The organism is Rhizobium sp. P2_G9, assembly GCF_056403475.1.
The window spans coordinates 1-26,548 of sequence record NZ_JBFUFK010000034.1 but is presented as its reverse complement, the minus strand read 5'-3'; the positions used below and the strand labels follow the sequence as shown (position 1 = coordinate 26,548).

Genomic DNA, 26,548 nt, shown 5'->3' with positions numbered 1-26,548 from the left:
TTCAATGATCACAAGAATTTACCGCAAACAGCGCCTTGGCGGTCAGATCGCGATGCATCGGCTTTTCACAGATCACGTCGCCGGACTATCGACCGGGAACGATCGATGGATTGACGCATCCACCAGTCGGCGCCGCCCCGGCTACTTCGATTGCTGGGCGCGCTTGCGCGACGGCGGTGCTTCCACGGCAGGCGCCGGAGGCTGTTCGAGCCGCAATGCCTTCAGCTTGGCCGTCTTCTTCTCGCGGGCGGCGGTTTCGGCCGCCACGATAAGACGCGCGGCATTGTCGGTTGTCGCCGCTTTCGCTTGGGGGTTGGCTCGTTTAGCAGGGAAAAGCTGTTCCCGGTCGGTTGCCACTGTCTTAATCCTCTTGCGCAATTCGCCACGGGCCGGTGCGCGCGCGGTTTGGTTCTGGTTCCCGGACCCATGCGCTCGCGCTACAGTTTCTTTCGCAATGCCCTGCGCTGTCTGCGGATTGCTTCCGCATTTGCCGCTTCATGACGCGAAGGGCCTGATCGATATTGTTGTCATCCACTCAGCAGACTTTCGTTGGCAAGCCAACGATTCATCTGCTTCGTTCCTTTATTTTGTCGCGGCTTGGGTGACCCTTTGCCGGACACTATTTCCTGGTTTGCAATGTCAACGGCTTTATCCAATTGCGCGTGCTGCCGCCGGCGTCAGGATCGGCGGAACTGCCGGGTGGCTTGGCCGATCGTTCGGCGTCGATCTCGCTTGCGCGAATGCGCCGTTCAAAGCCTTCTTGCCGGGATTGAACGCGATATTGCGCTGCGCCGGATTCATCGTTTGGAAGCAGCCCGATGACTTGATACTGGCCTTCCGCCCGGGCGCTGCGAACGGACCCCGTGAGCAGATAAACATGGTCGCCGACAGCGTAGGTCGCCTTTGTCATCGCGGTTCCAATCTGGACGAGACATGTCTCCCGAAGTGGTCACCGGTTTCGGGAGGCATGCGAAAAAACAAAAGCTGAAGCGCCCGGAGCCAATCCGAAAAGTCAGCGAATCCGAAAAATCGCGACGCGCTTCAGGGACAAAAAAGGCCGGGCATTGCCCGACCTCCATCAGCATTCATCCGTCAGCCGCCAGTACATCCGTGGTCGGCGACAGAGAATGCGATCACACCGCCACCAGGTTATCGGCGGCCGATTTGCCCGACCGATTGTCCCGGACGATGTCGTATTGAACCTTCTGGCCTTCGACCAGCGTCCCCATGCCGGCACGCTCGACTGCCGAGATATGGACGAACACGTCGGTCGCGCCATTCTCCGGTTGAATGAAGCCAAAGCCCTTGGTGCTGTTGAAAAACTTTACGGTGCCAACGTTCATGACGATTTCCTTTCAACCGTTGAATTGCCGCGACAACCATTCACCGCAGCGTCGATTAATGAAAGGAAATCTGGAGAGCGTGGTGCTCGAGCAAAGATCACAAGCAAAGGTCGATGCATCGTATGTAAGCTCTACCAGTGGCGGAGACAAGACCACAAGATAAATAAAAGCAAAACAAGGTCATGCCGCTGCCCTTTCGGGATCGGTGCATTGCCGCGTCGGGGGCGGTGCTGATGATCGCCATCGGCGCCGCACTGGCACTCCGCGCGTGCCGCCGACCACCGATTTGAGCTATCCGCGGCTGATCGGTTCTCTCTGGACCCTGGTGCGGACGCACGCCGTTCTCAGACGTGCCGTCGCGGTGCAATTCCTGATCTTTGCCGCCTTCATCGGTTTCTGGTCGAACCTCGCACTGCTGCTGGCCGGCGCGATCTCGGCCGGCCTGGCACTGTTGGTGTCGCGGCGGTCCTGACTTTGGCGGCAGACTGTCGACGTTGATTGCCTGGTGGAATCTTCCGTCTTGTTGGCTTGCCAACGAGAGACTGCCTGGGAATCACGCATCCGCCGGAAGATGGCGCTTCATGCTTTCCACGCACTGTCGGCATTCGTTTTCGAACCATTGCTTGAAGGGCAACACCGCGGCCCGATGGCGGCTTCGGTTCGGGACCGTCACGCAATAGGGGTTGGCCAGCCTCATCGCCTCGCCGACGACGACCAGCCTGCCTGCCTCCAGGTCATCGGCACAAAACAGGCCTTGCGCCAGGACCACGCCCAGCCCCCCGCGTGCCAGGTCGAGCGCGGCCATCGACGAATTGGCGGCCATGCCATGCCGAACGGTTCTTCGCTGTGCGATCCCCATCTCGTCGAACCAGTTTGTCCAGGACGGAAACGATGCGCCCGCCGGTCCCCAATCCGTGTGGATCAGTCGCATCCCCGCCAGCGCGCCGGGTCCGTCGATCCGGCCGCAATCGGCAAGCAAGGATGGGGCACAGACGGGATAGACGCAGTCGGTCACCAGTTCCTCGGTCTGGTGCTCAGCATAATGGGACGGGCCGTAGGAGAGGCGCAGGTCGATCAATTCCCTGTCGAAGGCAACTGGATCGTCCTCGCCTCGAAGGGAGATGTCGAGCCATCCATGGCTGCGGACGAAGTTCGCAAGCCGCGACGACAGCCAGCCCATCGCGACGGATGGAGCCACCGAGACGACGAGCGTCGAAACCGGATCGCTCGCCGTCAGCTCGCGCGAGACGCCGCGCAGCTCGCCGAAGGCCTGTGCGAGCCTGGGAAAAATGTCGACGCCGGCCTCGGTCAGGACAACGCGGCGGTTTGCCCGGTGGAAGAGCTTGCGGCCGACCTGGCTTTCCAGGCCGCGGATCAGCTGGCTGACCGCCGCCGGCGTCACGGAAAGCTCCTGCGCGGCTCCGACGAAGCTGCCGGAACGCGCGGCGGCTTCGAACGCTTCAAGCGCGCGCAGCGGAACGGTACCTGGCATGGGCAAACTCCGAGAGAAAGCTGGGCTTTCCTATCTCGCAGAAATATTCCTTTTTCAAAAGAGAATTTCTCGCATAGCGTTCACCATGAGAACGGTTGGGAGGCCGGAAAACGCAAGCACGGAGATAAGGCATGTCACCTGGACACATGATTTTGGCGGCGTTCTTCTTCAATCCCCAGGGCGACCATCGCGTTTCATGGCGCCATCCCCGGGCGCCCGGCCATGAATTCATGGATTTCGAATTCTACCGCGGACTGGTCGAGGCGGCGGAAGCGGCCAAGCTCGATACGATCTTCATTGCCGATCATCTCGGCATCTGGAACGGCCTCGGCAGCGGCGTCGCACATTACGCCAATCCTCGATTGGAGCCGCTGTCGCTGGTCTCAGCCCTTTCGGCGGTCACCCGGCATATCGGCTTCATGGTGACCGCGTCGACCTCCTATACCGAGCCCTTCAACACCGCCCGGACATTCGCGTCGATGGACCATATCAGCCGCGGCCGCGTGGCATGGAACGTGGTGACGTCGGCGCTTGAAGAAGAGGCGATGAACTACGGCCGCGACGCCAATATCGACCATGCCTTGCGCTATGACCGCGCCGCGGAATTCCTCGACGTGGCCAAGGCATTGTGGGACAGCTGGGAGGACGATGCGGTCGTGCTCGACAAGGCGTCCGGTCTCTTCGCCGATCCTGCCAAGGTCCACTTCCTGCATCACAAGGGCAAGCATTTCAGGGTCCGTGGGCCGCTCAACGTCACGCGGCCGCCGCAGGGCTATCCGGTGATCGTGCAGGCCGGATCGTCGGAGGCGGGAAAGAACCTTGCCGCACAGCATGCCGAAGTCCACTTCGCCGTCATTCGCAATGAAGCCGACGGCATCGCCTATCGCGCCGACATGGATGCGCGGCTTGCCAGATTTGGAAGACGACCCGAAAGCTTCAAGCAGCTTCCCGGCATCCTGCCGATCGTCGGCGAGACGACCGCGGAAGCCGAGGAGAAGCAGCAATATCTGGAATCGCTGATGCTCGATGAGGTGGCGGTGGACCTGCTGTCCACCTGGGCGGGCGTCGACCTCTCCGCCTATCCCCTCGACGGTCCGGTTCCCGACCTTCCGGAAGAAGCCAATTACAACGGCTGGCGAACCTGGCTGGCGCTCGTCCGGGACAAATCCAACGAGGGACTGACCATCCGCCAATTGGCGCGCAAGATCGCCGCCACGGGCTCGGTGCCGCTTGTCGCCGGTACGGCAAAGCAGGTGGCCGACCAGTTGGAGGCGTGGTTCGTTTCAGGTGCGGCGGACGGCTTCAACCTGATGTTCCCGCTCCTGCCGGACGACTGGATGAATTTCATGCGCAGCGTCGTGCCTGAATTGCAACGACGCGGACTGTTCAGGACCGAGTATGAACCGGGAATGCTGCGCGACCGGCTGGGCCTTGCGCGCCCGGCGAACAGTTTCGCCAGCGCTGCGAATTCGACCGGTCTGCGCGCCTGATCGACCGCAGGCTCATATCATGGATGTAGTGAAATGGGTGTCAGGAAAGTCCTCGCCATATCCGGAAGCCTTTCGGCGTCTTCCAAAACCGCAATACTCGTCGACGCCGTTCTCGGGGAGTTCCAGTCTCGCGGCATCGACACCGAACATCTCGCGGTCCGCGAGCACGATGCCGCGGCGCTGATGACGGGTGATGTCGGCCATGCGTCGCTGGCGGTGCTGATAGAGGCTGTTGGCCACGCGCATGGCGTGATCGTCGCGACGCCGATCTACAAGGCTTCGTTCACAGGCCTGCTCAAGGCGGCGCTCGACATCCTGCCGCAATTTGCCTTTGCCGGAAAGGTCGTGCTGCCGCTGGGCACCGGCGGCAGCATGGCCCACGTCCTGGCCCTGGATTACGGGCTTCGTCCGGTCCTTCAGTCGATGGGTGCGCGTCACATCGTCCAATCGCATTTCGTCGTCGAAGCAGACATTCCGAAAGACGGGCAGCCGATCATGATCGGCGAGCCACGCTGGTCCGGCCTCAGGCACGCCTGCGCCAACTTCCTGCATTCGCTACGGACGATGAGCACGCAGCGACCCTCGGCCATCCGCGGCCGGCGGCATAGCTCCTGCGATCGGTGATTGGGCGCGTTGCGGGCGCGATGTCCGGTTCGTTCCTTGGCCAACAGAAGCCAAGACCCCCAGGTCCCCGATGCGCCAAGAGCGGTCACGGCCTGTTTTCGCGGACGGAGGACATGGACCGGAAGGTCGTCGAACCCGTCGCCGCGGTCGCCGCAAGATTGAGCCTGCCGATGGCGCAGGTGGCCCTCGCCAGGGTTCTCGCGAAACCGGACGTATCCGCGCCTTTGATCGGCGCGACGGAAGCGTCACAGCTGGGGGATGCCATCGCCACCGTCGACGTCAGTCTCTCGCAGGCTGACTTCGGCAAGTTGGAAGCGCCCTATGTCGCACACGAGGTTGCGGGTTTCGAATAGACTGCCACCCGCAAGGAGGCAGCGGGCCGTCGTGTGACCAGCTGTATGTCAGGTGAACTTCTCGGCAAGCTCTCGTTTGCCACGGGGATCGACATGGGTGATCTTATCGCTCTCTGGATAATAGAACCCGGAGACATAGAGATCGTACTTCCCGATCATCACCCGGACCGAAATCTCCTCATTGTCGTCCCAAGTGTCGCGCAGTGAGGCATTCAAGGTCTCGCCACGCATTTCGAAGTCGAATGAAGCGGTCTTCCCGTCCCAGTTGTTGATCGCGGTTCTAATGAGAAGTTCGCTGACCGTGTTGCGCTTCTTCTGGGACAGCATGTCGAGGGAAGATTCCTTGATCGGCCCGAACATACCGCTGTCGTTCATGGCCTCGAGAATCTTGCGCATGTGCGCCCCGGCATGCTGGTTCACGAACAGCGAGGACCGGGAACCGTGCGGCGCGCCCAAAATGTTGGTGCGGATGTTCCACCACGTCTCGGCCACTTCCGATCTCGTGGCCTCGTCGGCCGCCTGCTGCACAAACCAGGCAAGGGCGTCACGGCTCCGGATGGTACCGTCAGCCTCAAGGTGTACGTTCAACGCCATGACGACCACGGGGCGGGCTGTATCTGCATAGAGGGGTTCGTCGAGGCGGTATGCGTGGAGGTCGGGAACAGACCTGACCGCTTCAACAAGCTTGTCGGCTGTCTTGTCCGAATAGGGGCATGTCACGAACCCTTTGACGAACTCGACCGTGTGGTCGATGCCTTCATACGTCGCCAACTGCGACAGACCGGAGACATGTTCGCCCCGCTTTCGAGGAGGGGTGGTCAGGATCGGATGCCAGTCGGGATAGACATCAACCGCGTTGCCCAACTCTTCGATGAGAAGCTTCACCTGTAGAATGCCGGCTTCCCGGTCCTTCAGGCTCTTGGTGAGATAGGCGGTCGCCTTTGCATTATGTTGTGACGCCACCGTCGGAGCCCTAAATTCCATGTTCACACGACCTTACGTGAAATTCTATAGAAACGTAAGTTGCACACTTTACGTGATATAGCAAGTTTACGATTTGGATTTGCCCGCGACGACGGGTCGATCGATCACCTATTATCTCGGCTCGAGCGTGGCTGGGTCTATAGTCGGACATTTCTGGGTCGTCTGGGGCTGTGACGGCGTCATGCTTTTCTGCCTGACGATGACGGTCTTCGTAGCCGCCGCAGCCATGACTGCCCGGACTTTCCTGAAGGGTCGCGCGTCCTGAGGTTTTTGGATTGAAGTGAGCGGTCAAGGACGCCCGCCATGGCACGCCATGCCGGGTTTAGGCGTTCGCATTTGCCAACGCTGACGGCGTTCGGTTGCACTCTGTTGATACTGCAACGCCACTATTGACTTCATGTCCTCAAATCGCCAAAGCGGGAGTGAGGACGGAACACATGCCGAAAACGAAATCTTTCGACGACCAACAGGTCGCTTTGCACGCTTCTTTGCGAACTCTCAAGGCGCGGGATGCCGACAACTACCGTGCGGCGATCGTCCTCATGTACAGGGTCGCGTCGGCGGCGCTGATCAGCACCAAGAAGAGGTTCTCCGACTGGGAGGAGTCTGACCTCAAGCGGGAGGCAGACGACTTGATCGAGTCTTTGTCCAGCGATGCGTTCGGCTTTATTCCCGGTCCGCCCGGAGACGAGCTGGCAAACTTCCGTGCCCTCGTCGTGCGCATACGCAGCTTGGAGCTCGCGCTCATGATGGGCGACACAGGTGGGCATCCAGTGGACCCGAACGACGCCTGGCGGGTTACCTTCGAAGACGAGGACGATGAGGATGACGCGTTTCTGGTGCCCGTGCCGAGACGGCGTTGGCGGACGCTGGTGCCCGGGCAGAACTACGAGTCATTTAAGAAGCGCATTTTGTATGCCCACCGCTTGATCCCGGTTTCAGCCGACGGAGCCGAGGTCACTTTCCATTACGCCGATCAGAGGAGGCCGTGCGATGCCTCGCTCCGTTTCGGCGGAGTTCTTTTTGAAGCCCTGAAGTTTTCGGAGAAGACGGCGTCCGGCACTTTTGTGATCGACGGCGTGACCACGCAGAATACCGCTGCCATAATCGAAACGGGCCTCAGGCGCTCCCACGACGAGAGATGCTTCGCGACTATCTTGCCGGAACTGCTCGTTTCCCCGACATCTCTGGAGGACGTGGTCAAGATACTCTCCGAAAAGCCGTTCCCTTCCTTGGCGGGTGCTTTGCCCCCCGCTATCGTCATCGCCGGAACGTGGCACGAGACCGACGGCACGACCTACACGAACACGGCGCATGTTCTCGACGGCGACGGCGAGAAGATCGTAACCTACGACAAGAGGTTGGCATACGGTGGCGGCCGCACCGAGCTGGAAGGCATCGTTCCAGGCAAACGTTTCCCCATCATCGTCACATCCGAAGGACTCGTCGCGCTGGCGATCTGCCTAGACTTCTGCGATCTGCAACACGACGGACCCTATGCGGAACTCGATGTCGATTTCCTGCTGGTGCCGTCATGCGGCGACGACAAGACGATGGATAGCCACATCGCCCGGTCTTACTCGGCGAGTGTAAGGCATGCCACGACAACGTTTGTCGTCCAACAGCGTTACCCTGTGCGTCCGGACACGGTCGGCTATGTGCTCCTGCGACGCGAAGGACCGCTCGCGGCGTTGGCGGACACACTGACAAGTGAAACATGGGTAACTAAGTTTACTTGAACTTTACGCCGGATGGTTGACAATCGCGCTGATACGCACAATGTAAAGCGATGTAAAGTGAGCGACGATGGCCATGGAAACGACAGTTCGGGAAATCAGCAAGCAGCTTGAACTCATCGGCCGCGGCGAGGTCCCCGTCGACGAGGCGCAGCCGATCGTGAAAGCTGCGTTCGCCCATGAGGAACTTACTCCCCACATCTCGGCGTCGCTCTTCGAGGCGACCTGGCGGTTGGTTTCGGCGCGCATCTTCGACGACGAGCTGATAGACTGGCAAAATCTCCAGAAGTTCGTCGCGGGTCATTTCCGGCGCAAGGGCAATCTCGAGGCCGCTGGGCAGATCAAGACGATGCACGAGATGATGGCCCGGGCGCATCGGTTTGCCGAGGCTCAGCCGATCGAAGAGGTTCTAGGGCGTAAACACGTCCGCTCCATTCTCGTGTTCCTGCGCAGCCAAGACCTGGCTGCCAGCCGGCAGGCGATCCTCGATCATGTCAAAATCGGCGAAGCCAACCTGTCACGGGTGATGTTGGTGCTCTCGTCCTCCGGGCTCGTCACGCGGAAGCTCGTCGGCAAGACCGCGCATTTCAAACTGACCGACGCGGGCACGAACGCCATCGCCCATGTGTCGGCTCCCGATCATCCCGGAGTGACCTTGCCCACCCACGAGGGGAAGTGGTGGGCGAACTTCCCATGTCCCGCGATCGTCTGGGATCGCGATGACGACGTTGCCGGCTACAACGAGGCATTCGCTGAAGCGTTGGGGAAAATGGGTGCTAGTAAGGAAACAGCACCTTCACTGGACACGTGGCGCATCCACCTGCGCACATTCGGCGAATCGACTTACGACGAATGGGACACGTCCGAGGTTCGCCTCGATGAGTCCAAGGTCCTGAGTTGGCGGGTAATGAAGATGTCTGACGGGAGGAAGTTGGGCATCGGCTACGACGTCAGCACATATCGCAACGCGATCGACGCGCTCAGCCTCCAAATCTCCCAGTTTGCATCCGCCAACGCAAAGCTGGGCGAAGAACTTCAGGCACTGCGTGGGCGCTTGGTGGACTACAACATGGCTGAACGGGCAGTCCGGACGTCCTGGGCTACACGCATACGCTCCCACATCAATCACATCGGCGTATTGGGAAAGAGCTCCGACGAATTCCTTCAAGGCAGTTTCAAGCTCCCACTGCCAGGAGTCTACTTTCCGGACAACGATCTTCCCGCCCAAAAGATGGACTACGAGAAGCTGGTCACGGGCGTGCTCGCTACGTGCGAGGGACTTCTTGATGAAAAGCTCACGCGCAGCTTCAACTTCAAGGGCACCATGATCAATGTCGCGAGAGAACCAGTGGAGCAATCCCTGTTCTTCGTTTCGGCGCTTTGCATCGGAAACTTCGATCCACTTCACGACCGCGACGTCGCCGGGTGGATTGACGGGAACAACTGCGTCCTAGCGTACAAGGGTAGGCTGGGGAGGAGTTGGAGATCGGCGAAGGCTTATGGGTCCCACTACGGCGTGGCGATGCCCGTGGAGCCAGTATCCGCGATGGGTCTCGAGTATGCGAGATCAATTGCTTCCGATTGGGGTGGTGATCTTTCCGTGGAGATCGACGACGAACTCGACGCCCAAGTCCAATTTAGAATCCCGATCGGCTGACATCGAACCGTCGACAACCGGATTTTCTGAAGTCGACCAGCCGAGGTACGAAATTTAGCCTCAACGCCGCCACGATCATTGGTAAAGTGATTATCGGGGACCACCTAGAGAAAATTCTCAGCCATAGCAGTCGCGACGGTAACCTTCCTGCAACAATGGGTACGCCGATGCCGCTTCGCACATTGTATTTCGACGAGTCCGGATACACCGGATACAACCTTCTCGATCCAATCCAGCCAGTCTTTGCCGTCGCGAGCAGCCTCATCGGCGACGGCGAGGCCGAGACGCTCATGCGGCGCGCGTTTCCCGCGTACCGCGGATCGGAGTTCAAGTTCGCGAACATCTGGAAGTCAGGAGCACGCGGCGGCTTCGCCGACTTTGTGCAACTGTTTCGAGATCGCCCCGAAAGCACCTTCGTGTACTTCATCCAGAAGAAGTTCGGCGTCCTGACGAAGATCGTCGACTTTCTGATCGAGCCGATAATGACCACTCAGGGGTACGACTTCTACGACGAAGGTTTCTGCTGGAGGTTCACAAACTACATCCACTTTGGCCTGTCTCAGTATGCCCCAGACCTCTACGAAGTCTTGCTTCGCGACTACCAGACCTTCAGTCGCGATCCCACCGAAGAGACGCTCGCCCAGCTTTGTTGGCGACTTCGCGTCATGGCAAACAGCGCGGAGCCGCGCACCCGCCACTACCTTCAATTGATGGCGATTGGGGCCGAGGCCTTCCATCATTTCAACAACCTAGAGACTTTCCGTTCAACCAGTGAACTCCAGACCACGTCGATGATCGCCACCATCGCGTATTGGCGGCAGCGACTTGGCGAAGACTTTGCGGTGGTCCATGACGTGTCCTCGACATTCATGCGAAATCGGGAGGTTTGGGAGCACATCACCAATGCCGACGTGCCGGAGCAGGATCATCGTCTGGGAGATGGGAGCTTTACGCCGTTCCCTCTAAAGGTCGTGTCGACWACACCAATGGACTCGAAGTCGAGCTTCGCAATCCAGCTCTGCGATTTGATCGCTGGATTGGCCACGAAATCGATAGGCGTAGGTCTTGACGATCCCGATCGGCCCTTCCTGGAGAACCTATTGTTCTCTGGTCTCGGCGATCTCAACTCAAATGGCATTAGGCCTGGGCCTGAATTTCCAGTTCGAATCCCGCCCAAACGCCTGGAAGGGCTGGACGCCGTTGATCGGATGACGGACATCATCCAAGGCTCGAAGGACAGAAGGGCGACGGCGTAGCAGCCGCTCTTCTACCCGACTACATGACGTTATCCCGACGTCCGCAATGGGCCAACAGAAGACAAGACCCGAGGTCTCCGATGCGCCAACAGCCGCCGCCGTTGCCCAGCAGCGTTAGGTTAATTCGGAGATAGGTACCGGAACGCCCGCCCGCCTCATGGGAAGCCGAACGCCTTATCTGCCATTTTCAGAGCTCCTTGAGCCTGCGAAGCTCGATTTCGACTTGTCGTTCGAACTTTCTCAACTGCCGCAGTATCTTCTCGTTTCCGGCGAACAGTTTGGCGCTTCGGCGGGCATAGGAGGAGAAATTTCGGGCGGCAACGGACGTGAACCTCTTGCGTAGCTTCTTGGTGTAAGCCTTTTCAGCCTTGCCAAGTGCGATGGCTTTCATCGCGGCTTCTCGCGTCCGGCGGACACCCTTGCGCATTTTCCGCCACTGCCTCGATAGCGAGCTCGGTCGAATGACCGCGCCTTCGTGGTGAAATGTGAACCCTAGATACTGCGCCGACCGCATGTACCGCAGCATGGTCTGCCCCGGGTTGAATTCCACGATCTCCGTCTTGTCCTTGCTGATCTGCAATACCTCGGCTTCTAATAGCGTCTCGATCTTCACCTCGACATCGCGGGCACTTGGCAACTGGCAAACGACCAGGATGTCGTCGGAATACCGTCTGTACAACGCCCCGATGCCAGCACAGAATGCAGTCATCTCCCGGTCGAAGTCGATCATGTAGAGATTGGAAAGCGCCGCACTGATCGGCGTGCCCTGCGGGATTCCGAAGCCGTTCGGGTTCGAGTGTATCGCGATCCCTGCGGCCTTGACGTCAGCCATGCTTGCGATGGGATCGCGCGTCTTCTTGCGGAGTTCTTGGGCAATCTTCGGATCAGTCTTCAGGTCTTCCAGTGCGACATTGTGGTATCGAGTCATAAAGCGGAAGACCTTGAACCAGTCGAGTGGCAGCTCCTCGACGTCCAACAGCCGCTTCAACCGCGATTTCAGAAGACGGTGATCAAGATTGTCGAAAAAGCCTTTCACGTCATAGGCCAGTATGGCCACCGGAGCATTTTCCCGTACATGCCGATAGACGTCGGATGCGAAATGGTAGTTGCCCTTGCCGAGTGCCCGATAGGCAATCACGCATTCCCCGATCTCCGAGGACGCGTAGGTTCGTTCAAGGAGCTGGTTGAGCTGCCATGCATAGAAGGACAGGATGCACGCGTCTCGATGCGATGCAAACATGATCGGCCTCGGCTTGAGAACCGTCTTGTGCTGAAGCGGTTTGTATCGCTTGTCGGCCTTGATGTAGTGGATGAGAGGCGAGAACGAATGCGACGCGACGAAGGAAGGTTCGGTTGCCTTTTCCGCAAACGAGGCACCGACCTGTCTGTCGAAATGCCGATAACCTCTCGCGACGAACCAGGGGTGACGCTTCAACGGCAAGCGCCCCGCAGAGTTCGGGGAATTGGTCCTGACCCTGGACCCCGGCCCATCGGACCGGGCACTCCCCGAACGCACGCCGCCATCTGCCTGCACCTCAGTCGAAGTCTCTACATCGAAGGCGATCCAGACACGGGTCTGTAAACGCGAGGCGGTATATTACCATGGAGGTCCGAGCTATGCTCAGTGTCTCATTCTCATGGGCGGCCCTGGTGTCGAAGCTGATAAGCTTCATCATGACGGGCGGCTCTTTCGAACTTGACAGTCTCAACGGTCCGACCCTCTGGCCAATTCCAGGGGCAGCGTCAATATAGTTGTCGTGCAACGTCACTTCAACCGTCGAAATTCTTACGGACCGCACTATCAACACCTAAGGCCTCGATAGACCGACTTGCGCACCATTGACGGAAGTCTACATCACAACGCCGGATAATTTTGGCGTGCAAATAATGGCCGACTGGAGGCGAGCCCTCTGGTCCCCGATGCGCCAAATGGGGCCGTCGGCCTAATCCCACGCTGCGTTCTGTAGGACAATCCTGTAACCGTCAGGGTCTTCGAAGGTTTTTCCATTTCGATCCCAATAGGGATTAAACGCTGTAACAGGCGGGAACCCAGACGCTACCATGCGGGCTACGGATGTATTCCACTCGGTCTGGTCGGGAATATAAAAGACGATCAGATTGTCTTCAGTCGGAGCGCGGCCGACAGTGTGCCCTACTTTCTTCGTGAATTCAAAATGATACGGGACTCCACGGTGGCCAACCATCATACCGTCGAAGCCATCGTGCCCTGCGAACTCGTAAAGCAATTCAAGCCCAAGACCGGCGCAGTAGAATTGGCGAAGGGCTTCCAAATTATCACTTGGCCGCGCCACGCGGATTGTCAAAGGTTGCAAGTCTCGGGCTCCTCGGATGTCAATAATCCGTGCATTTTCACGTCGTGACACCCTCGTCGTCAAGGAATTGATGTCCGGTTTGGGCCAAGGCCGGAGATTCACCCGAAATCAGACGCTCAATCCTGGGCTGTCGGTCGTATGACAATGCTGCCAATGTCCACATCGGCCGGCTGCTCGATCGCAAAGGCGATGCCCCGAGCGATCGAAGCCGGTGGGATAGCGACACCAGATGCGCGTTCTGCAATTGCCGACTTCACGGCGGGATCGGTTATCGAGCTTGCAAAGTCGGTCGAGATCATGCCCGGCGAAATCTCGGTGACCCTCAGATGCGGTCCCGCTTCCTGCCTCAAGGCTTCGCTGATGGTCCGCACTGCGTTCTTGGTCGCAGCATAAACACCCATGGTGGGCACGATCTTGATGCCTGCGGTCGAGACGATGTTGATGATGTGGCCCGACTGCTGACGCTGGAAGACCGGCAATGCCGCAGCGATGCCATAGAGCGTGCCACGCAGATTGACGTCGATCATGGCGTCCCAGTCCTCGACGCGGAGCGCATCGAAACGGGATATGGGGCCAATCCCGGCATTGTTCACAATGACGTCGAGCCTGCCGCCATGCTCAATTGCCAATGCGACAAGCGCTTCAAGATCGCTCCGCTGGCGGACGTCGGTCGCCTTGTGCACGGCCTTGCCGCCTGCAGCGGTAATTTCATCCACGATCGCTGCGAGCGCCTCCTCGCGGCGCGCGCCAAGCACGACAAAAGCCCCTCGTTCTGCGAGCAGTTTCGCCGTCGCGCGCCCGATCCCGCTACTTGCGCCTGTGATGGCGACAACCTTGCCTTCGATGCCCATAGCATTTCTCCTTCATTGATGTCATCGGAGAAGATAGGCACCTGGTTCGAGATGAGCTATGCTGGGATATCCATGGATTTATCGCGATCGTCCAAAACTGTGACTGACCCACTATCGGATGTCCTCAACGTTCTTGGCGCCAGGGTGAGCCGCCGCACCCGGCTGGAGGCAGCAGGACAATGGGCTCTCACATTTCCAGCGCTCGACCGGCTCAAGTTTGTGGCGCTGTTGCGGGGAACCGGCTGGATAATGCTGCCGGCGCGGGCGCCCCAGCCCATGAGCGCAGGGGATGTCTGCCTGTTGGGGCGCACGGCATATGCTATCGCCAGCGATCCGGAGGTACCGCCGCTCGACGGCCAAAGCTTCTACGGCACCGGCGGCGATGTTGCGCGTCTTGGGGGTGACGAGACGATTGCGATCGGGGGAGCCGTCACGTTCGACCCCGGAAATGTGGACTTCCTGCTCGACATGCTGCCGGATTTCCTGTTCGTCCCTCGATCCTCGGCCGCATCTGGAGCGATGGCGACGATCCTTGGGCTGATGAATGACGAGATCGAGCGCGATATTATCGGTAGCGAAATCGTCAATGCGCGGCTCGCTGATGTGTTGTTGGTGGAGGCGATCCGCGCCTATGCGGGGAGCATCGACGCGGTCGCGATCGGATGGCTTGGCGCGCTGTCGGATCCCCGGCTCGGCCGGGTACTTCGCCTCATTCATGGGGATGTCGCGCAGCCGTGGACGGTGGCCCAGCTCGCCAGTGTGGCCGGTATGTCGCGGGCTGCCTTTTCCGCGGAGTTCACGCGCCGTGTGGGACAGCCGCCACTCGCCTATGTGCGGGCGTGGCGTCTCACCATCGCTCGTGCGGCGCTGACTCGGAGTGATGAGACTGTCGCCAGTGTCTCACGCAAGGTTGGCTATACGTCGCAGAGTGCATTCGGCCATGCTTTCAGGTCCGCCTTCGGCTCACCGCCAAAAGCTCATGCTCGATCGTGAGAAGCGGCGGCTTGCAAGAGGATGAGCCTGGAAGCGCGCGTCCCTTAACGGCAGCGTTTCGGCCAGCACCTGCGGATATGATCGAATGGCAGCCTTTTGGGAAGCAGCGCACAGGCCGCAATGGCAAAAACGCAGGCGCATTGCCGTCCGGCAGCATTGGCAATCGGCCGGTCGTGTTTCTGATCGCATTTCTGCTAAAGCTGAGTAAGCGCGAATTTCTGCGCAGCTTTTCGCATTGAGCATGGTTTGCCGGCTAGCTAATTAGCGGGACTGACATCTGTCTTGAACCACTTGAGCGAGAGCCGCCGAATTGTGCCATCGGCGCGAGCTGCCTGAATTGCTTCGTTGAACATGTCCCGAAGGTCGGAATCCTCTTTGCGAAGGCCGACGCCTTCTCCGGCTCCCCAAATCGTTCCGGCGATTTTCGGACCCACAAATGTAAGAGATGTCGATTTCTCAAAGGTTTCTCCGAAATAGACCCAGTCGTCAAAGCCGAGATCGATTACACCTTTTTCGAGATCAGTATCCCGATCCGCGCTCGAGTTGTATTCCAGGATTTCGGACGCGTCTCCGAAGTTGTCATAAACGAACTTTGCGTAGACCGTTCCCGCTTGTATTCCAATTTTCTTGCCTGCAAATAGCTTTTTCAAATGATCGACTTCAGGCACTGAAACTTCATCACCCGCTAACGTGATCGTCGCGCTGGTTTGTTTTATTTCCGGGGTCAAACTGGTTTTCGCTGCGGCGAAACTTGCCGGAGTGATAGCGTAAGGTTCGCTGAAATCGATAATCTTTTGACGTTCCGCCGTTATCGAGAGCGCATCCATTATTGCATCGAACTTTCCCGAGTTCAGTGCAGGGATCATCCCGTCCCACGGCGCCGCGACGAGATTACATTTCACTTTCATCCGTTTGCATAGATAATCTGCGAGTTCCGGTTCGAAACCAATCAGTGAACCGTCGGCATTTTTCATGTTCCACGGTGCATATTGCCCTTCGAGGGCAATATTGACAGCGTGCCAGTCTTTTGCCAGCGCCGCCTCTCCACAAAACAGGAGCAGCGCATTCATGAGTACTATAACGCGTATGGCCATATCGTCCTCGGATATTTACTGCATCAGAAATTTCTGCATGCTGGTTTCGCTGTCGGTGGCCGACAAAGGGTTTCCTGCTTTCATAAAGGAGATAAACTCTTCCGACGACATGGGTTTCGCGATCGCGTAGCCTTGCAGGACATGGCAGCCCAATTCTCGCAGAACCTTGATATGCTGAGAGGTTTCAACGCCTTCGGCAACGACCTCAATGTTCAGGGATCTGGCCATGTCAATAATCGACGACAGAAGCTTTCTTTGCGAAATAGAGTTTACAATCGGGCCGACCAGCTTGCGATCGATTTTCAGCCTGCTAGGCGCCAGTTCCAGCAGGCTGACAATGGAAGCATGGCCAGTTCCAAAATCGTCGATCTCGACTTCAATGCCGATTTTCTTGATGTTCTTGATGATATCGAAATGACCAGGTCCGGAATCGTCAAAAGAAATTGATTCGAGCAGTTCGAAGGCAAGCTTCCCCTTCTCGAAGTGCATGCCTGCAAGCTTTTCCAGCAGATGTGGGTCTTTCAAACGCTGAGACGAAATATTGACTGACAGTCTGGGAACATTGATTCCGTTTGCCGCCCAACGCTTGGTTTGAAATATCGCGCTTTCAAGAATAATCGCATCCAGTTCTGCAGCGCGATGCAAACTCTCGAATATATTGAGAAACCGCGCCGGCGCCAACAGTCCGTGCTCGCGATGATCCCATCTGGCGAGCGCTTCAACCCCAACTACCTCAAGCGTTTGGGCATCGATTTGCGGCTGGAAAAACGGAATAAATTGATTTTGCTCCAAGGCTGCGAGTACCTCGTCCTCAGATTGCTTTCTCCGTAACGTCGCCAATCGGAGACCTTCAGAGTAGACACCTACCCGTCCGCGGCCAGTCTTTTTTGCCTCATAAAGAGAAATATCCGCGTTGATGAGTAGTTGATTGAGATCGTCTTCTGCCCTTGCCTGCCAGGCGATGCCGGCGCTCGCGCCAATTCGACATTCATTGCCGGATATTTCGAAGATCTCATCGTGAGCGTCTACAATCTGCCTTGCCAACGCGTTGGCGCGCTGTTCGGGCGCAGAGCCACGGAGGACGACCACGAACTCGTCGCCTCCAATTCGCGCAACAAACTCGTTTGCATCGAGGAGGCTTCTTTGCCTTGCAGCACTCAAGCGTAATACTTCGTCGCCGGCCGCGTGTCCTAATGTATCGTTGACATCTTTGAAACGGTCCAGATCGACATGGATGAATGCGTAGCGCCCAGCCTCTTCCGTTGGTCTGTGGCTCCCTATCAGTTTGTCCAGGTAACGTCGATTAGGAAGTCCTGTTAGAGCATCGTGCAAAGACTGATGCTCGACCATAGCTCGCGCGTTCTCCAGATCATCTTCGCGGGATTGCAATGCGCGAATAGTACGCTGACGAGAGCGTAGAAGAAATCCGACCCATACCAGTGGTACGACGACACAAGCCGAGACCAAGGTCATGCCCAAACGGAAGATTGTCATCGGTGGATGGTTTGACCATCCACCCCTTGGCCGTGCCGCAAGATACCAAGTATCATAACCCAGATCGATGGATATTCTGACGGGGTCGTCATTCACTATATCCAGCGATCCGACGAATGCTTCACTCTGCTGCAGCGGAGTTTTTTGAAGGCTGATGGACAGGTCCAAATCACTACCTTCGACGCCGCTGTCTCCAAACAATCGATTGAGATCAATGGTCCCCGACACGATTCCCCAGAATGACTGAGATTTTCCTCTCGTCACGTATACCGGACACCTTGCCATTAGCACGAGACTACCCGAAGTCGTCCTCAGAGGACCGGCCAGTACGGAATCGTGAATCTCTCGCGCTTGGTAGACGCTTTTGCGAAGTTCTTCGTTTTTCCGGTAGTCCAAACCGATCGTGTCCTGACCCACAACACCGGGGTATAAGAATTTGACTGTGAGGTTAGGTGCGGCTGCCACGCCGAGAAGCTGAGATCTCGCTCGGAATATTTGCTCTCCAAGCTGGAAGAATCTTTCCTGCTGTATCTGTGGCTCGGTACCAATTCCCGCCACCAATCCCTGAAGGAGCTTGACGTTGCCAGTAATGTTCGTTTGAATTTGCGCAGACAATACTGCGAGCCTCTCGGTGGCACGCTCCTTTTCTTCCTCGCGGAAAAGCCTGGTCCGCTGTGTGTCGGCAAAAACAAACACAGTGACGGCGACAACGAGCGCCAAAAAAGCAGGCACGAACGCGCCTAAATCGTACCATCTTTGGCTCATTCGCCTGAGTGCAACTGGGCGGTCCTCGTTTTTCATTACTGTCCTTGAAAGCGCAAGTCCGAAAAGCCACAGTCAGGTTCATCGATATCCGTGAACTGGTCAGGTTTCTCGATGCTTTTCTCGTCAGCGGGGCGCTTACAGATTCAGGCCAGGTACCCAGAACCTACAAACTTGGTGACGGCATTCAGAGTGCGTCAAAGACTGCTCAGCAACTGGCACGGTTCATCGGCATATTCGCATGCAGAAATTAAAGTATCGTTGTACAGGCGTGGCGCGGGTCTCGTCGCAAGCCAGGTATCAGGGCTTGCCTTCAGCCGCTATGTGATCGGTTAGCGTCGCCACGGCCAACGAGGAATGAGCGACTTGGGGCCGGACCCGGACTGTCCGCTGGCGGGCTGCGCAGAACGAAAGTGGACACACAGCTATCGTACGCCGTGGTCCGGAATCGACCCCTTTGCTGCCCTTCGAGGTCGATCCGAGGAATGTGCGGTACGTGCCAGAATGCGATCCGAAGGCGGAATGCGACAGGTCAACGCCTTGTTTTGCTAGGCGAGATGCCGGGCACGAAAAGAAGACGTTTGGTGGAACGGATGCTTGCAGGATGCCATGCGCCATGGCCCTCAGGGTGTCGATGCCGCGATCTTTGCCCTCGCCCTGAATTCGGCGGAAGAAACGGCCTTCGATTCAGGTGACGCAAAAGCCTACCGAGTACGTTTGCACCAAGATCGAAAACTCAGGCAAAGCCTTTTCCGCGCGTTTGTGGCGGTGACGAGGAATAAATCGGCGATGATTTCTAGTTGCCGTGCGCACCGGTCCGAACAATATCCAACCCCAGAAGCGGACACCCGCTTTCCACTTGTCACCGACATCATCGACCGTTTAGCGGCCTGGCAGCTTTCAGGAATTCGACAAGGCGGCTCGAATGGCCGAAATGAAGGCGCAAAGCCGCTTGGTGGATACGCAGCTTCAGATGTCAGCAATGGGCCAAAATCGGCGATTGCAGAATTCTCTATGGTCTCTATCCTGCGAAGTGGCAAAAATCCGGGGAGAAGCTGGCGTTTCGTCGGGTTTTCGGTGCCAGATATGTTGAGGACCGTTCCGCATGCGCAGCATTGACCAACGTCTTCGACTTGCTGTCGAAGACAATGTTGCCTGGTGCAGTGCGGTCTGCTCCGCCCATGGATCGCAGGAGGCCAGCTCATCGGGCGCGTGGGCGAATTTCGTCGTCTCGCCACCCTTTTATCCGAACATCATAACGCGACAGCCCGGCGCTCAAAAAGAGGTACTGGAGCTTGCTCGCGCGGTGAGCACCGTCAATCAGCGGAAAAGATGGGGCATCAAGGACAGCTTTCGCGACTTGGAGCTCGCCGATCAGGGATTTGAACCACTGCTGTTGGGCCATTGGTACGGCGGAACTGTCACGGGCGACTTGCCGGCGAATTGGAAGACCGTAGCCTCTTCAGCCGAGTTGCGCTTGTGGGAAAAAGCGTGGGGTGGTGGCGAGGAACGGATTTTCCCCGACAGCTTGCTCTCGGATCGAAGGATCACCTTTTGGTTTAAGGGCGAAGCCGACGCCATAGAGGCTGGCATTATCAGCTTCGATTCCGGAGTTTCGCAGGGACTGTCGAACTGGTTTTCTCCGGATAATCATTCGCTTGCCCAAACGGGTGCATTGCAGGCCGCGAGTTCGGTATCGCGGCAGCGACCGATTGTGTGTTGGTCTTCAGACGACTTGGAATTTCAGGAGACCGGCCTTGTCGCGCTTGGACCTCTGCAAGTCTGGATGTCCAAGGAGGCCTGAAAGCGCGAAATGCGCCGCAAATCTCGCCAGACGAAACCTGGGCGGAGAGTGAAGCCGTCCAAGCGACCATCGGGTATTTGCGCCGCATCATTTTGGCGCCGGACTGCGGGTGAGGGCAGAAACCCGCTGCCGCCGCGGGCATGCCTCAGCCCGGCAGCGCCGGTCCGGTTGGGTCGGGCTTGTCGCGATACCCATCGATCTCCTCGAAGCGCGGCGCCATGAATTGACGCAGGCGTTCGCCGGCCTCGGTGGTGGAGACGCTGCGGGTCGTGCGCGTGAGAAGCCTCGACCCCATCCGGGTTTCGAGCTGCTTGATTGCATGGCTGAGCGTGGACTGGGCGACAATCAGGCGAGCCGCCGCCCGGATGAAACTCTTCTCCTCGGCGAGCGCGACGAACCAGATAAGGTCGTTGAAGTTTCCCCGCGCCTTGATCACGACCTCGCTGTCGAAGATGTCGAGGCTTATTGATGGCGAAATTCGATAAGTTCAAGCGAATTATGCCACCTAGTCCATGAAGCCTGCAGCCTTTATGTCTCCTGAGCTAGAGCGATCAGGACCGGGTTGCCGATGTGAGCCGCGGTTCCGCAAGCAACAGATGAAGGACGGTTGAAATGGACAAGCGCAAACTGGGAACGGCCGGCTTCGAAGTCTCGGCCCTGTCGCTGGGCGCTATGGGATACGGCAAGTCGCGCGACATCGAAGACCGCGCCGACATGATCCGATTGCTGCGCGAGGCGGTCGATCTCGGCGTCGATTTCTTCGACACCGCCGAGGTCTATGGTCCCTGGACCAATGAAGACATGGTCGGCGAGGCCTTTGCCGGCATGCGCGACCGGGTCAGGATCGCAACCAAGTTTGGCTGGAACCTGGACCAGGCGACGGGCGAGCATCTCGGCGGCGTCAACAGCCGGCCGGAGCAGATCCGCAAGGCAATCGAAGGCAGCCTGAAACGGCTCAGGACCGACCATGTCGACCTCTACTATCAGCATCGCGTCGATCCCAACGTGCCGATGGAGGAGGTGGCGGGGGTGGTGAAGGAGCTGATCGCCGAAGGCAAGGTTTTGCACTTTGGCCTGTCGGAGGCGGGAACCGGATCGATCCGCAAGGCGCACGCCGTGCACCCGGTCACCGCGTTGCAGAGCGAATATTCCCTGTGGACGCGGGAGCCCGAGACCGACATCCTGCCGGTCCTCGAAGAACTGGGTATCGGGCTCGTGCCGTTCAGCCCCCTGGGAAAAGGGTTCCTGACCGGCAAGATCGATTCGGCTTCGTCCTTCGCGGCCAATGATCTGCGCAGCCGCATACCGCGTTTCACCGAACAGGCGCGGCAGACAAATCAGGCGCTAATAGAGCTGATCCGCGGCATCGCCGATCGCCATGCGGCGACGCCGGCCCAGGTCGCACTCGCCTGGCTGCTGGCGCAGAAGCCCTGGATCGTGCCGCTGTTCGGCACGCGCAAGCGCGAGCGCCTCGAAGAGAATCTCGGATCGCTCTCGGTGGCACTGACATCGGGCGATCTCGCCGAGATCGACGCTGCCGCGATCCGCATCGAGGGTGCGCGATATCCGGATGAACTGATGAAACTTTCGGGGCTCTGACGGCGATGCCCGTGGTCAAGGGACGAACGATCGACATGCGCTCTGCCGGTGACGATGAGCTGAACGGGACGGCAACGGATGTCGGGCGAGGCGGCGTGTGGCGGCTTGTCGTCCTGGCCGTGCTTCTGGGCTTTGCTTCCATTTCGACCGATCTCTTCCTCCCGGCTCTGCCGGCGATGCAGGTGGCGCTTGGGGCGAAAGAGGGCATGCTGCAATTTGCCATCTCGGCCTATCTTCTCGGTTTCGCCTTTGGCCAGCTCGGATGGGGACCGGTCAGTGATCGTTTCGGCCGGCGCATGCCGATCGCGCTCGGTGTCGTCGCCTTCGTGATCGGTTCCGCCGGATGCGCCTTGTCGGCGAGCGCGGGCGAGATCATCTTCTGGCGCATCGTCCAGGCCCTTGGCGCGAGTTCCGGTGTGGCGCTGGCGCGGGCCATGATCCGCGACCTCTACGATCGGGACGAGGCGGCGCGGACGCTGTCGGGCCTGATGACCGTGATGGCGATCGCGCCCTTGCTCGGCCCGATCGTCGGGGCGCAGATTCTGGCGCTGGCGTCGTGGCAGGCGATATTCTGGACACTCGTGGCAATCGGGATAGGCACGTTCGCCGCGGTCATGACCCTGCCCGAGAGCTTGCCCATGGCCAGGCGCGAGCGCGGCCCGGCCTGGTCGGCGATCTCCGGTTATGCGGAGCTGCTGGCCAACGGATCGCTCATGCGCTATGCGGCCGTCATCGGCTGCTTCTATGCCGCGGTCTTCGCCAACATTGCCGGCGCACCCTTCGCGCTGATCCATTATTTCGGCCTGTCGCCGCAGGCCTACAGCTTGGTCTTTGCCGCGGGCATTGTCGGGCTGATGGCCGCCAACACCGTCAATGCCCGCCTGGTCAGGCGCATCGGCAGCGACCGCATGCTGCTGATCGGCACACTCGGCGCCGCCGTGTTCGGGCTGGCCCTGTTCCTGGCATCCGTGGCCGGCATCGGCGGGGTCGCCGCATTCATCGCATTGCAATTCCTGTTCGCGGCGATGAACGGCTTTATTCTCGCCAATGGCGTCGCCGGCGCCCTGGCAAGCGTTCAGACGAAAGCCGGCTCGGCGTCGGCTGTCGTCGGCGCCATCCAATATGGCTCCGGAATGATCGGCTCGGGCGCCGTCGGCTTGCTGGCCAACGGCACCCATGTGCCCATGGCGGCCGTCATGGCGATCGGCGGGATGGGGGCGCTGATCACGGCGTGGCGAATTGTGCGTTTCGGTAACCGCATCTGAGGGCGGGGTGGGGCCTAAAAGGCGGGCGACAGCAGGGCAGTCGCGTGCCGGGTAAAGACCCTCTCTGGCCGGCAGGCCAGAGAGGGCGTTTGCGCCATATGCGACTGCCCACGTTGCCAGTCGAGCTTCCATGCGATCCTGATCTCGCGCATGACGAGCGCTCTATCGGGGGCTGGGCTGTACATTTCGCGCGGCGATGTCCGCTTCGTGTCAATGGCGACCCTCGAACCGGTCGGTGCCGCATACCGTGCCTTCCGCCACCATCGCAGCGACGGAGTGGGGAAGCGTGAGTGCCGTCCTCGCTGGCCCTCACACCTCCTCCACCAACACGACATCTCACCCCGCAAACTTCGCGCCGGTCGGGTCGGGCTCACCATCAAAAAACATATAGATGGCAGCGATCTTGCCCTCTCGCGCGACGATGAAATCCGTGCCCGCATAAGCCGGCGGCTCACCCGGAGCTCCGGCGACCCATCTCATCCGCGCGGCGAGCTCGTGCAGCACGTCCGCCGGCGCGGTCGGGCTATAGCGGAAGGTTGGATGGGTGGCGCGGATGATGCCGGCGATGCGGACGATTTCGTCTCGGCCGCTGGTGACGCCATGCGGTTCGACGAAGAGCGCGTCTTCATGCAGGATTTCCTCGGCCACCTGCCGGCGGCGGGCATCGTCGGCCTCGCCGAAAATGCCCTGGAGATTGCGTTCGATCAGCGTTGCTATGTCTGTCATGGCTGTTCTCCTATATCCGGCGTTCAGATCTGTACCATGCCGCCGTCGACGAAGAGTTCAATGCCGTTGACGAAGGAGGCGGCGTCGGAGGCGAGGAAGAGCACCGCTTTGGCGATCTCCCCGGGCTGGCCGACGCGGCCGGCAGGGATCAGGCCGGCGAGATAGTTCTTGGTGCTCTCGGCGCTTTCGCCGCCGCCGAAAAGTTCGTCGACGCCAGCCGTCTCGGTGACGCCGGGGCTGATCGCGTTGACGCGGATATGGCGGTCTTTGAGATCGAGCACCCAGTTGCGGGCGAAATTGCGGATCGCCGCCTTGGTGGCCGAATAGACGCTGAAGGCAGGCGTGCCGGAGACGCTGGTCGTGGAGGAGGTGAGGATGATCGAGCCGCCGTCGCGTAAGAGCGGCAGCGCCTTCTGTACGGTGAACAGCGTGCCCTTGACGTTGGTGTCGAATGTCTTCTGGTAGTGCTCTTCGGTGATGGCGCCGAGTGCTGCGAATTCGCCGCCGCCGGCATTGGCGAAGATGACATCGATCTGCGCATGCTGCGCCTGGACCGCATCATAGAGGCGGTCGATATCGGCGAGCTTGCTCATGTCGGCCTGGACGCCGGTGACGCGGCCGCCGATCTCCTTGACGGCGGCGTCGAGCACGTCTTTCCGCCGGCCGGTGATGAACACCGAGGCGCCCTCGGCGACAAAGGCCTTGGCTGTGGCGAGCCCGATGCCGCTGGTGCCGCCGGTCACGATCACGACCTTGTTTTCGAATGTCTTCGTCATGTCTTTCTCCTGTGTTTCGGCGTGTTGCCGTCGAGGAAGCAGATGGGGACAGAACGCTGATGCGGAAAGCCGGCAAAACTGTTACTCATCGTTCCGCAGGGAGAACGATGATGAAAGCAGACCTGAACGACCTCCAGTATTTTGGCGAAGTGGTCGCCCATGGCGGCTTTGCCGCTGCCGGGCGTGCGCTGCGCGAACCGAAGTCGAAGCTCAGCCGCAGGATAGCGGGGCTGGAGGCGCGGCTCGGCGTCCGCCTGATCGAGCGCTCAAGCCGCCGTTTCCGGGTGACGGATGTCGGCCAGTCCTTCTACGAGCGCTGCAGGGCGATGGTGGCGGAAGCCGAGCGGGCGGAAGCGCTGGTGGCCGAGGCGCAAGCCGAACCGCACGGACTGATCCGCATGAGCTGCCCCACCGGCCTGGTCGAGCCGATCTCCGGGCTCATGAACCAGTTCCTCGAGCACCATCCGAAAGTGCGGCTGCAGCTTGTCGCCGTCGACCGTTCCGTCGACCTGATCGAAGAGCGCATCGATGTGGCGCTACGCGTGCGCACCTCGCTCGAAGGCGACGCCTCGCTGACCATGCGCTCGCTGGGCAAGTCGGTGAGAATTCTTGTCGCCAGCCCGCAGACCGCCGGCCGGATCGCCGATATCGGCGATCTTGCGAACCATCCGACCTTGTCGAGCAGCGACGAACCCGGCGACGCCGAGTGGCATCTGGAAAGCGAGGGCGGCGAAAGGCATGTGCTCAGCCATGTCCCGCGGATGGCCTGTGCGGATTTCACCGCCGTGCGCGCCGCCGCGGTGGCGGGGCTGGGCATTGCGCTGCTGCCGGATCACAGCTGCCGGCAGGCCCTGGACGAGGGCAGGCTGGTCCGCGTGCTGCCGGCATGGCGCGGCATGCTGGGCGTGGTGCATCTGGTCTTCACCACCCGCCGCGGCCTGCCGCCGGCCGTGCGCTGCTTCATTGACAGCCTGGCAAGGGGATTTCCAAAGGATGCGCTGGCGCGCTGAGCGGGTTTGGTGGAGATCAGCGCGAAGAGGACGGCAAGACGATTGCAGGCGGACGACGTGAACCTGCCCCCAGGGTCGACGACGTGTCTTGGCATCGCGCCAATAGGTCTCGATTGCCGCTCGATCGATAGCAGGCAATCGCATATGGCGCGAAGACCCTCTCTGGCCTGCCGGCCATCTCCCCCACAAGGCGGAGGCAGGGTGCCCCGAATGCCAGCCTCGGTTGGGGCACAACGCCGCCGCGGGCTTTCGATCCGCCACACTGGTCCTCATGCGGTCAAAATGACGTCAATTCGGAATTCTTAAGCCAAACCGCGGCGTGGCCGATTGCTATTTTCGGTGCCTTGCTGTTGGTTAATAGAACGGCGGGCTGAGCAATTTTCTCGGGAGCAGGCATGAGGATGGCGTGAGGCATCTGGCTCTCTCCTCGCCAATCGCCGGAAGCGGTCGAGCCGGATCATTTGGGCCTTGGGGGGACCGATATGACTGCGATTGCAAGCAATTTCGTCACCAGCGGCAACGCCGCCAGCTATTCCACCGGCGATACGCTGACGCTGGCTTTCGACGCCTACCTGATCAGCACGGACAGTGATTCATTGGTTCTGGGCGGCACAAGCCAGACCTATGATCTGACAGTCGATGGCCTGATCGAGGGCAAACCAACCGATATTTGTTCGGGCATCTATCTCCAGGGCAGCACGAACCACGCGACGATCACGATCAATGCTTCCGCCGTCGTGCGGGGAGAGGCGGCTGTTTACCTCGAAGGTGACGCAGACATCACCAACCATGGCAGCCTTTCCGGGCAGGCCGGTACCGGCGGTGCTGGCATAAATTATCTCGGCAGCGGAGATTGCCTGATCACCAATACGGGATCGATCGACACTGTCGTGGGTGATGCTATTT

Annotated in this window: 26 protein-coding genes and 1 pseudogene; 15 read left to right on the top strand and 12 right to left on the bottom strand. The window is 59.4% G+C overall.

Features of this window, described 5'->3' with window-relative positions; genetic code table 11:
* Nucleotides 1-141 precede the first annotated feature (141 nt).
* Entirely contained in the window at nt 142-357 is a 216-nt protein-coding gene (locus AC1DYF_RS25305; protein WP_477879659.1) for a hypothetical protein, read from the bottom strand.
* A gap of 130 nt (nt 358-487) precedes the next feature.
* On the opposite strand from AC1DYF_RS25305, the gene AC1DYF_RS25300 reads away from it, so the two are divergent.
* Nucleotides 488-988 carry a hypothetical protein gene (locus tag AC1DYF_RS25300; RefSeq protein WP_477879657.1) on the top strand — a complete coding sequence of 167 codons (501 nt, stop codon included), beginning with the start codon at nt 488-490 and terminating at the stop codon, nt 986-988.
* 145 nt (nt 989-1,133) lie between these two features.
* Here AC1DYF_RS25300 and AC1DYF_RS25295 read toward each other — a convergent pair whose 3' ends face one another.
* Nucleotides 1,134-1,343 carry a cold-shock protein gene (locus AC1DYF_RS25295; RefSeq protein ID WP_477879656.1) on the bottom strand — a complete coding sequence of 70 codons (210 nt, stop codon included), beginning with the start codon at nt 1,341-1,343 and terminating at the stop codon, nt 1,134-1,136.
* A gap of 268 nt (nt 1,344-1,611) precedes the next feature.
* Between AC1DYF_RS25295 and AC1DYF_RS25290 the strand changes: the two genes are divergently transcribed.
* Nucleotides 1,612-1,815, top strand: coding sequence for a hypothetical protein (locus AC1DYF_RS25290; protein ID WP_477879655.1), 204 nt, complete (start codon nt 1,612-1,614; stop codon nt 1,813-1,815).
* 81 nt (nt 1,816-1,896) lie between these two features.
* On the opposite strand, the gene AC1DYF_RS25285 is transcribed toward AC1DYF_RS25290, so the two are convergent.
* Nucleotides 1,897-2,835 (bottom strand): LysR substrate-binding domain-containing protein, encoded by a 939-nt coding sequence (locus AC1DYF_RS25285; protein WP_477879654.1) that lies wholly within the window; start codon nt 2,833-2,835, stop codon nt 1,897-1,899.
* Nucleotides 2,836-2,966: 131 nt separating this feature from the next.
* Here AC1DYF_RS25285 and AC1DYF_RS25280 point away from each other — a divergent pair, with 131 nt between their 5' ends.
* The 3 genes from AC1DYF_RS25280 to AC1DYF_RS25270 all read left to right on the top strand — a co-directional run bounded on the left by AC1DYF_RS25280 (nt 2,967) and on the right by AC1DYF_RS25270 (nt 5,302).
* Complete coding sequence (locus AC1DYF_RS25280) at nt 2,967-4,325, top strand: LLM class flavin-dependent oxidoreductase (protein WP_477879652.1); 1,359 nt, start codon at nt 2,967-2,969, stop codon at nt 4,323-4,325.
* 33 nt (nt 4,326-4,358) lie between these two features.
* Nucleotides 4,359-4,949 (top strand): NADPH-dependent FMN reductase, encoded by a 591-nt coding sequence (gene ssuE / locus AC1DYF_RS25275; protein WP_477879651.1) that lies wholly within the window; start codon nt 4,359-4,361, stop codon nt 4,947-4,949.
* Between the two features lie 113 nt (nt 4,950-5,062).
* Nucleotides 5,063-5,302: an aldo/keto reductase gene (locus tag AC1DYF_RS25270; protein WP_477879650.1), complete on the top strand. Its 240-nt coding sequence runs from the start codon at nt 5,063-5,065 to the stop codon at nt 5,300-5,302.
* Between the two features lie 48 nt (nt 5,303-5,350).
* On the opposite strand, the gene AC1DYF_RS25265 is transcribed toward AC1DYF_RS25270, so the two are convergent.
* Nucleotides 5,351-6,286: a hypothetical protein gene (locus AC1DYF_RS25265; RefSeq protein WP_477879648.1), complete on the bottom strand. Its 936-nt coding sequence runs from the start codon at nt 6,284-6,286 to the stop codon at nt 5,351-5,353.
* 437 nt (nt 6,287-6,723) lie between these two features.
* Between AC1DYF_RS25265 and AC1DYF_RS25260 the strand changes: the two genes are divergently transcribed.
* From AC1DYF_RS25260 to AC1DYF_RS25250, 3 genes are all read left to right on the top strand, one after another.
* Entirely contained in the window at nt 6,724-8,025 is a 1,302-nt protein-coding gene (locus tag AC1DYF_RS25260; protein ID WP_477879646.1) for a hypothetical protein, read from the top strand.
* Between the two features lie 67 nt (nt 8,026-8,092).
* Nucleotides 8,093-9,679: a helix-turn-helix domain-containing protein gene (locus tag AC1DYF_RS25255; RefSeq protein ID WP_477879644.1), complete on the top strand. Its 1,587-nt coding sequence runs from the start codon at nt 8,093-8,095 to the stop codon at nt 9,677-9,679.
* 167 nt (nt 9,680-9,846) lie between these two features.
* Nucleotides 9,847-10,935, top strand: coding sequence for a DUF3800 domain-containing protein (locus AC1DYF_RS25250; RefSeq protein WP_477879642.1), 1,089 nt, complete (start codon nt 9,847-9,849; stop codon nt 10,933-10,935).
* 187 nt (nt 10,936-11,122) lie between these two features.
* Here AC1DYF_RS25250 and drt2 read toward each other — a convergent pair whose 3' ends face one another.
* The 3 genes from drt2 to AC1DYF_RS25235 all read right to left on the bottom strand — a co-directional run bounded on the left by drt2 (nt 11,123) and on the right by AC1DYF_RS25235 (nt 14,119).
* The gene (drt2, locus tag AC1DYF_RS25245; RefSeq protein ID WP_477879804.1) at nt 11,123-12,451 is read right to left on the bottom strand and encodes an antiviral reverse transcriptase Drt2; all 1,329 of its coding nucleotides are present in this window, start codon (nt 12,449-12,451) and stop codon (nt 11,123-11,125) included.
* A 427-nt stretch (nt 12,452-12,878) separates the two neighbouring features.
* Nucleotides 12,879-13,268 (bottom strand): VOC family protein, encoded by a 390-nt coding sequence (locus AC1DYF_RS25240; protein ID WP_477879640.1) that lies wholly within the window; start codon nt 13,266-13,268, stop codon nt 12,879-12,881.
* Nucleotides 13,269-13,384: 116 nt separating this feature from the next.
* Complete coding sequence (locus AC1DYF_RS25235) at nt 13,385-14,119, bottom strand: SDR family oxidoreductase (protein ID WP_477879638.1); 735 nt, start codon at nt 14,117-14,119, stop codon at nt 13,385-13,387.
* A 72-nt stretch (nt 14,120-14,191) separates the two neighbouring features.
* Here AC1DYF_RS25235 and AC1DYF_RS25230 point away from each other — a divergent pair, with 72 nt between their 5' ends.
* The gene (locus AC1DYF_RS25230) at nt 14,192-15,112 is read left to right on the top strand and encodes an AraC family transcriptional regulator (protein ID WP_477879636.1); all 921 of its coding nucleotides are present in this window, start codon (nt 14,192-14,194) and stop codon (nt 15,110-15,112) included.
* A gap of 257 nt (nt 15,113-15,369) precedes the next feature.
* Here the strand turns inward: AC1DYF_RS25230 and AC1DYF_RS25225 are convergent, their stop codons facing one another.
* Together AC1DYF_RS25225 and AC1DYF_RS25220 are read right to left on the bottom strand one after the other, a co-directional pair.
* Complete coding sequence (locus AC1DYF_RS25225) at nt 15,370-16,206, bottom strand: transporter substrate-binding domain-containing protein (protein ID WP_477879634.1); 837 nt, start codon at nt 16,204-16,206, stop codon at nt 15,370-15,372.
* 15 nt (nt 16,207-16,221) lie between these two features.
* On the bottom strand, nt 16,222-18,501 hold the full coding sequence (locus AC1DYF_RS25220) for a bifunctional diguanylate cyclase/phosphodiesterase (protein WP_477879632.1): 2,280 nt from the start codon (nt 18,499-18,501) through the stop codon (nt 16,222-16,224).
* A gap of 558 nt (nt 18,502-19,059) precedes the next feature.
* Here AC1DYF_RS25220 and AC1DYF_RS25215 point away from each other — a divergent pair.
* A complete protein-coding gene (locus AC1DYF_RS25215; protein ID WP_477879630.1) occupies nt 19,060-19,581 on the top strand; it encodes a hypothetical protein in 522 nt (173 codons plus the stop codon).
* Nucleotides 19,568-20,266 (top strand): hypothetical protein, encoded by a 699-nt coding sequence (locus AC1DYF_RS25210; protein ID WP_477879629.1) that lies wholly within the window; start codon nt 19,568-19,570, stop codon nt 20,264-20,266. Before AC1DYF_RS25215 ends, AC1DYF_RS25210 begins: the two co-directional genes overlap by 14 nt.
* A gap of 166 nt (nt 20,267-20,432) precedes the next feature.
* Here the strand turns inward: AC1DYF_RS25210 and AC1DYF_RS25205 are convergent.
* Nucleotides 20,433-20,699: pseudogene (locus AC1DYF_RS25205) on the bottom strand (helix-turn-helix domain-containing protein); the annotation flags it as partial.
* A gap of 179 nt (nt 20,700-20,878) precedes the next feature.
* Here AC1DYF_RS25205 and AC1DYF_RS25200 point away from each other — a divergent pair.
* The gene (locus AC1DYF_RS25200) at nt 20,879-21,865 is read left to right on the top strand and encodes an aldo/keto reductase (RefSeq protein ID WP_477879628.1); all 987 of its coding nucleotides are present in this window, start codon (nt 20,879-20,881) and stop codon (nt 21,863-21,865) included.
* 11 nt (nt 21,866-21,876) lie between these two features.
* Nucleotides 21,877-23,130: a multidrug effflux MFS transporter gene (locus AC1DYF_RS25195; RefSeq protein WP_477879627.1), complete on the top strand. Its 1,254-nt coding sequence runs from the start codon at nt 21,877-21,879 to the stop codon at nt 23,128-23,130.
* Nucleotides 23,131-23,466: 336 nt separating this feature from the next.
* Here the strand turns inward: AC1DYF_RS25195 and AC1DYF_RS25190 are convergent, their stop codons facing one another.
* Both AC1DYF_RS25190 and AC1DYF_RS25185 read right to left on the bottom strand, forming a co-directional pair.
* Entirely contained in the window at nt 23,467-23,856 is a 390-nt protein-coding gene (locus AC1DYF_RS25190; protein ID WP_477879626.1) for a nuclear transport factor 2-like protein, read from the bottom strand.
* Nucleotides 23,857-23,879: 23 nt separating this feature from the next.
* On the bottom strand, nt 23,880-24,632 hold the full coding sequence (locus AC1DYF_RS25185; RefSeq protein ID WP_477879625.1) for an SDR family NAD(P)-dependent oxidoreductase: 753 nt from the start codon (nt 24,630-24,632) through the stop codon (nt 23,880-23,882).
* A gap of 107 nt (nt 24,633-24,739) precedes the next feature.
* Between AC1DYF_RS25185 and AC1DYF_RS25180 the strand changes: the two genes are divergently transcribed.
* Both AC1DYF_RS25180 and AC1DYF_RS25175 read left to right on the top strand, forming a co-directional pair.
* Nucleotides 24,740-25,642, top strand: coding sequence for a LysR family transcriptional regulator (locus AC1DYF_RS25180; protein ID WP_477879623.1), 903 nt, complete (start codon nt 24,740-24,742; stop codon nt 25,640-25,642).
* Nucleotides 25,643-26,124: 482 nt separating this feature from the next.
* On the top strand, nt 26,125-26,548 hold a 424-nt coding region (locus tag AC1DYF_RS25175; protein ID WP_477879622.1), incomplete at its 3' end, for a hypothetical protein.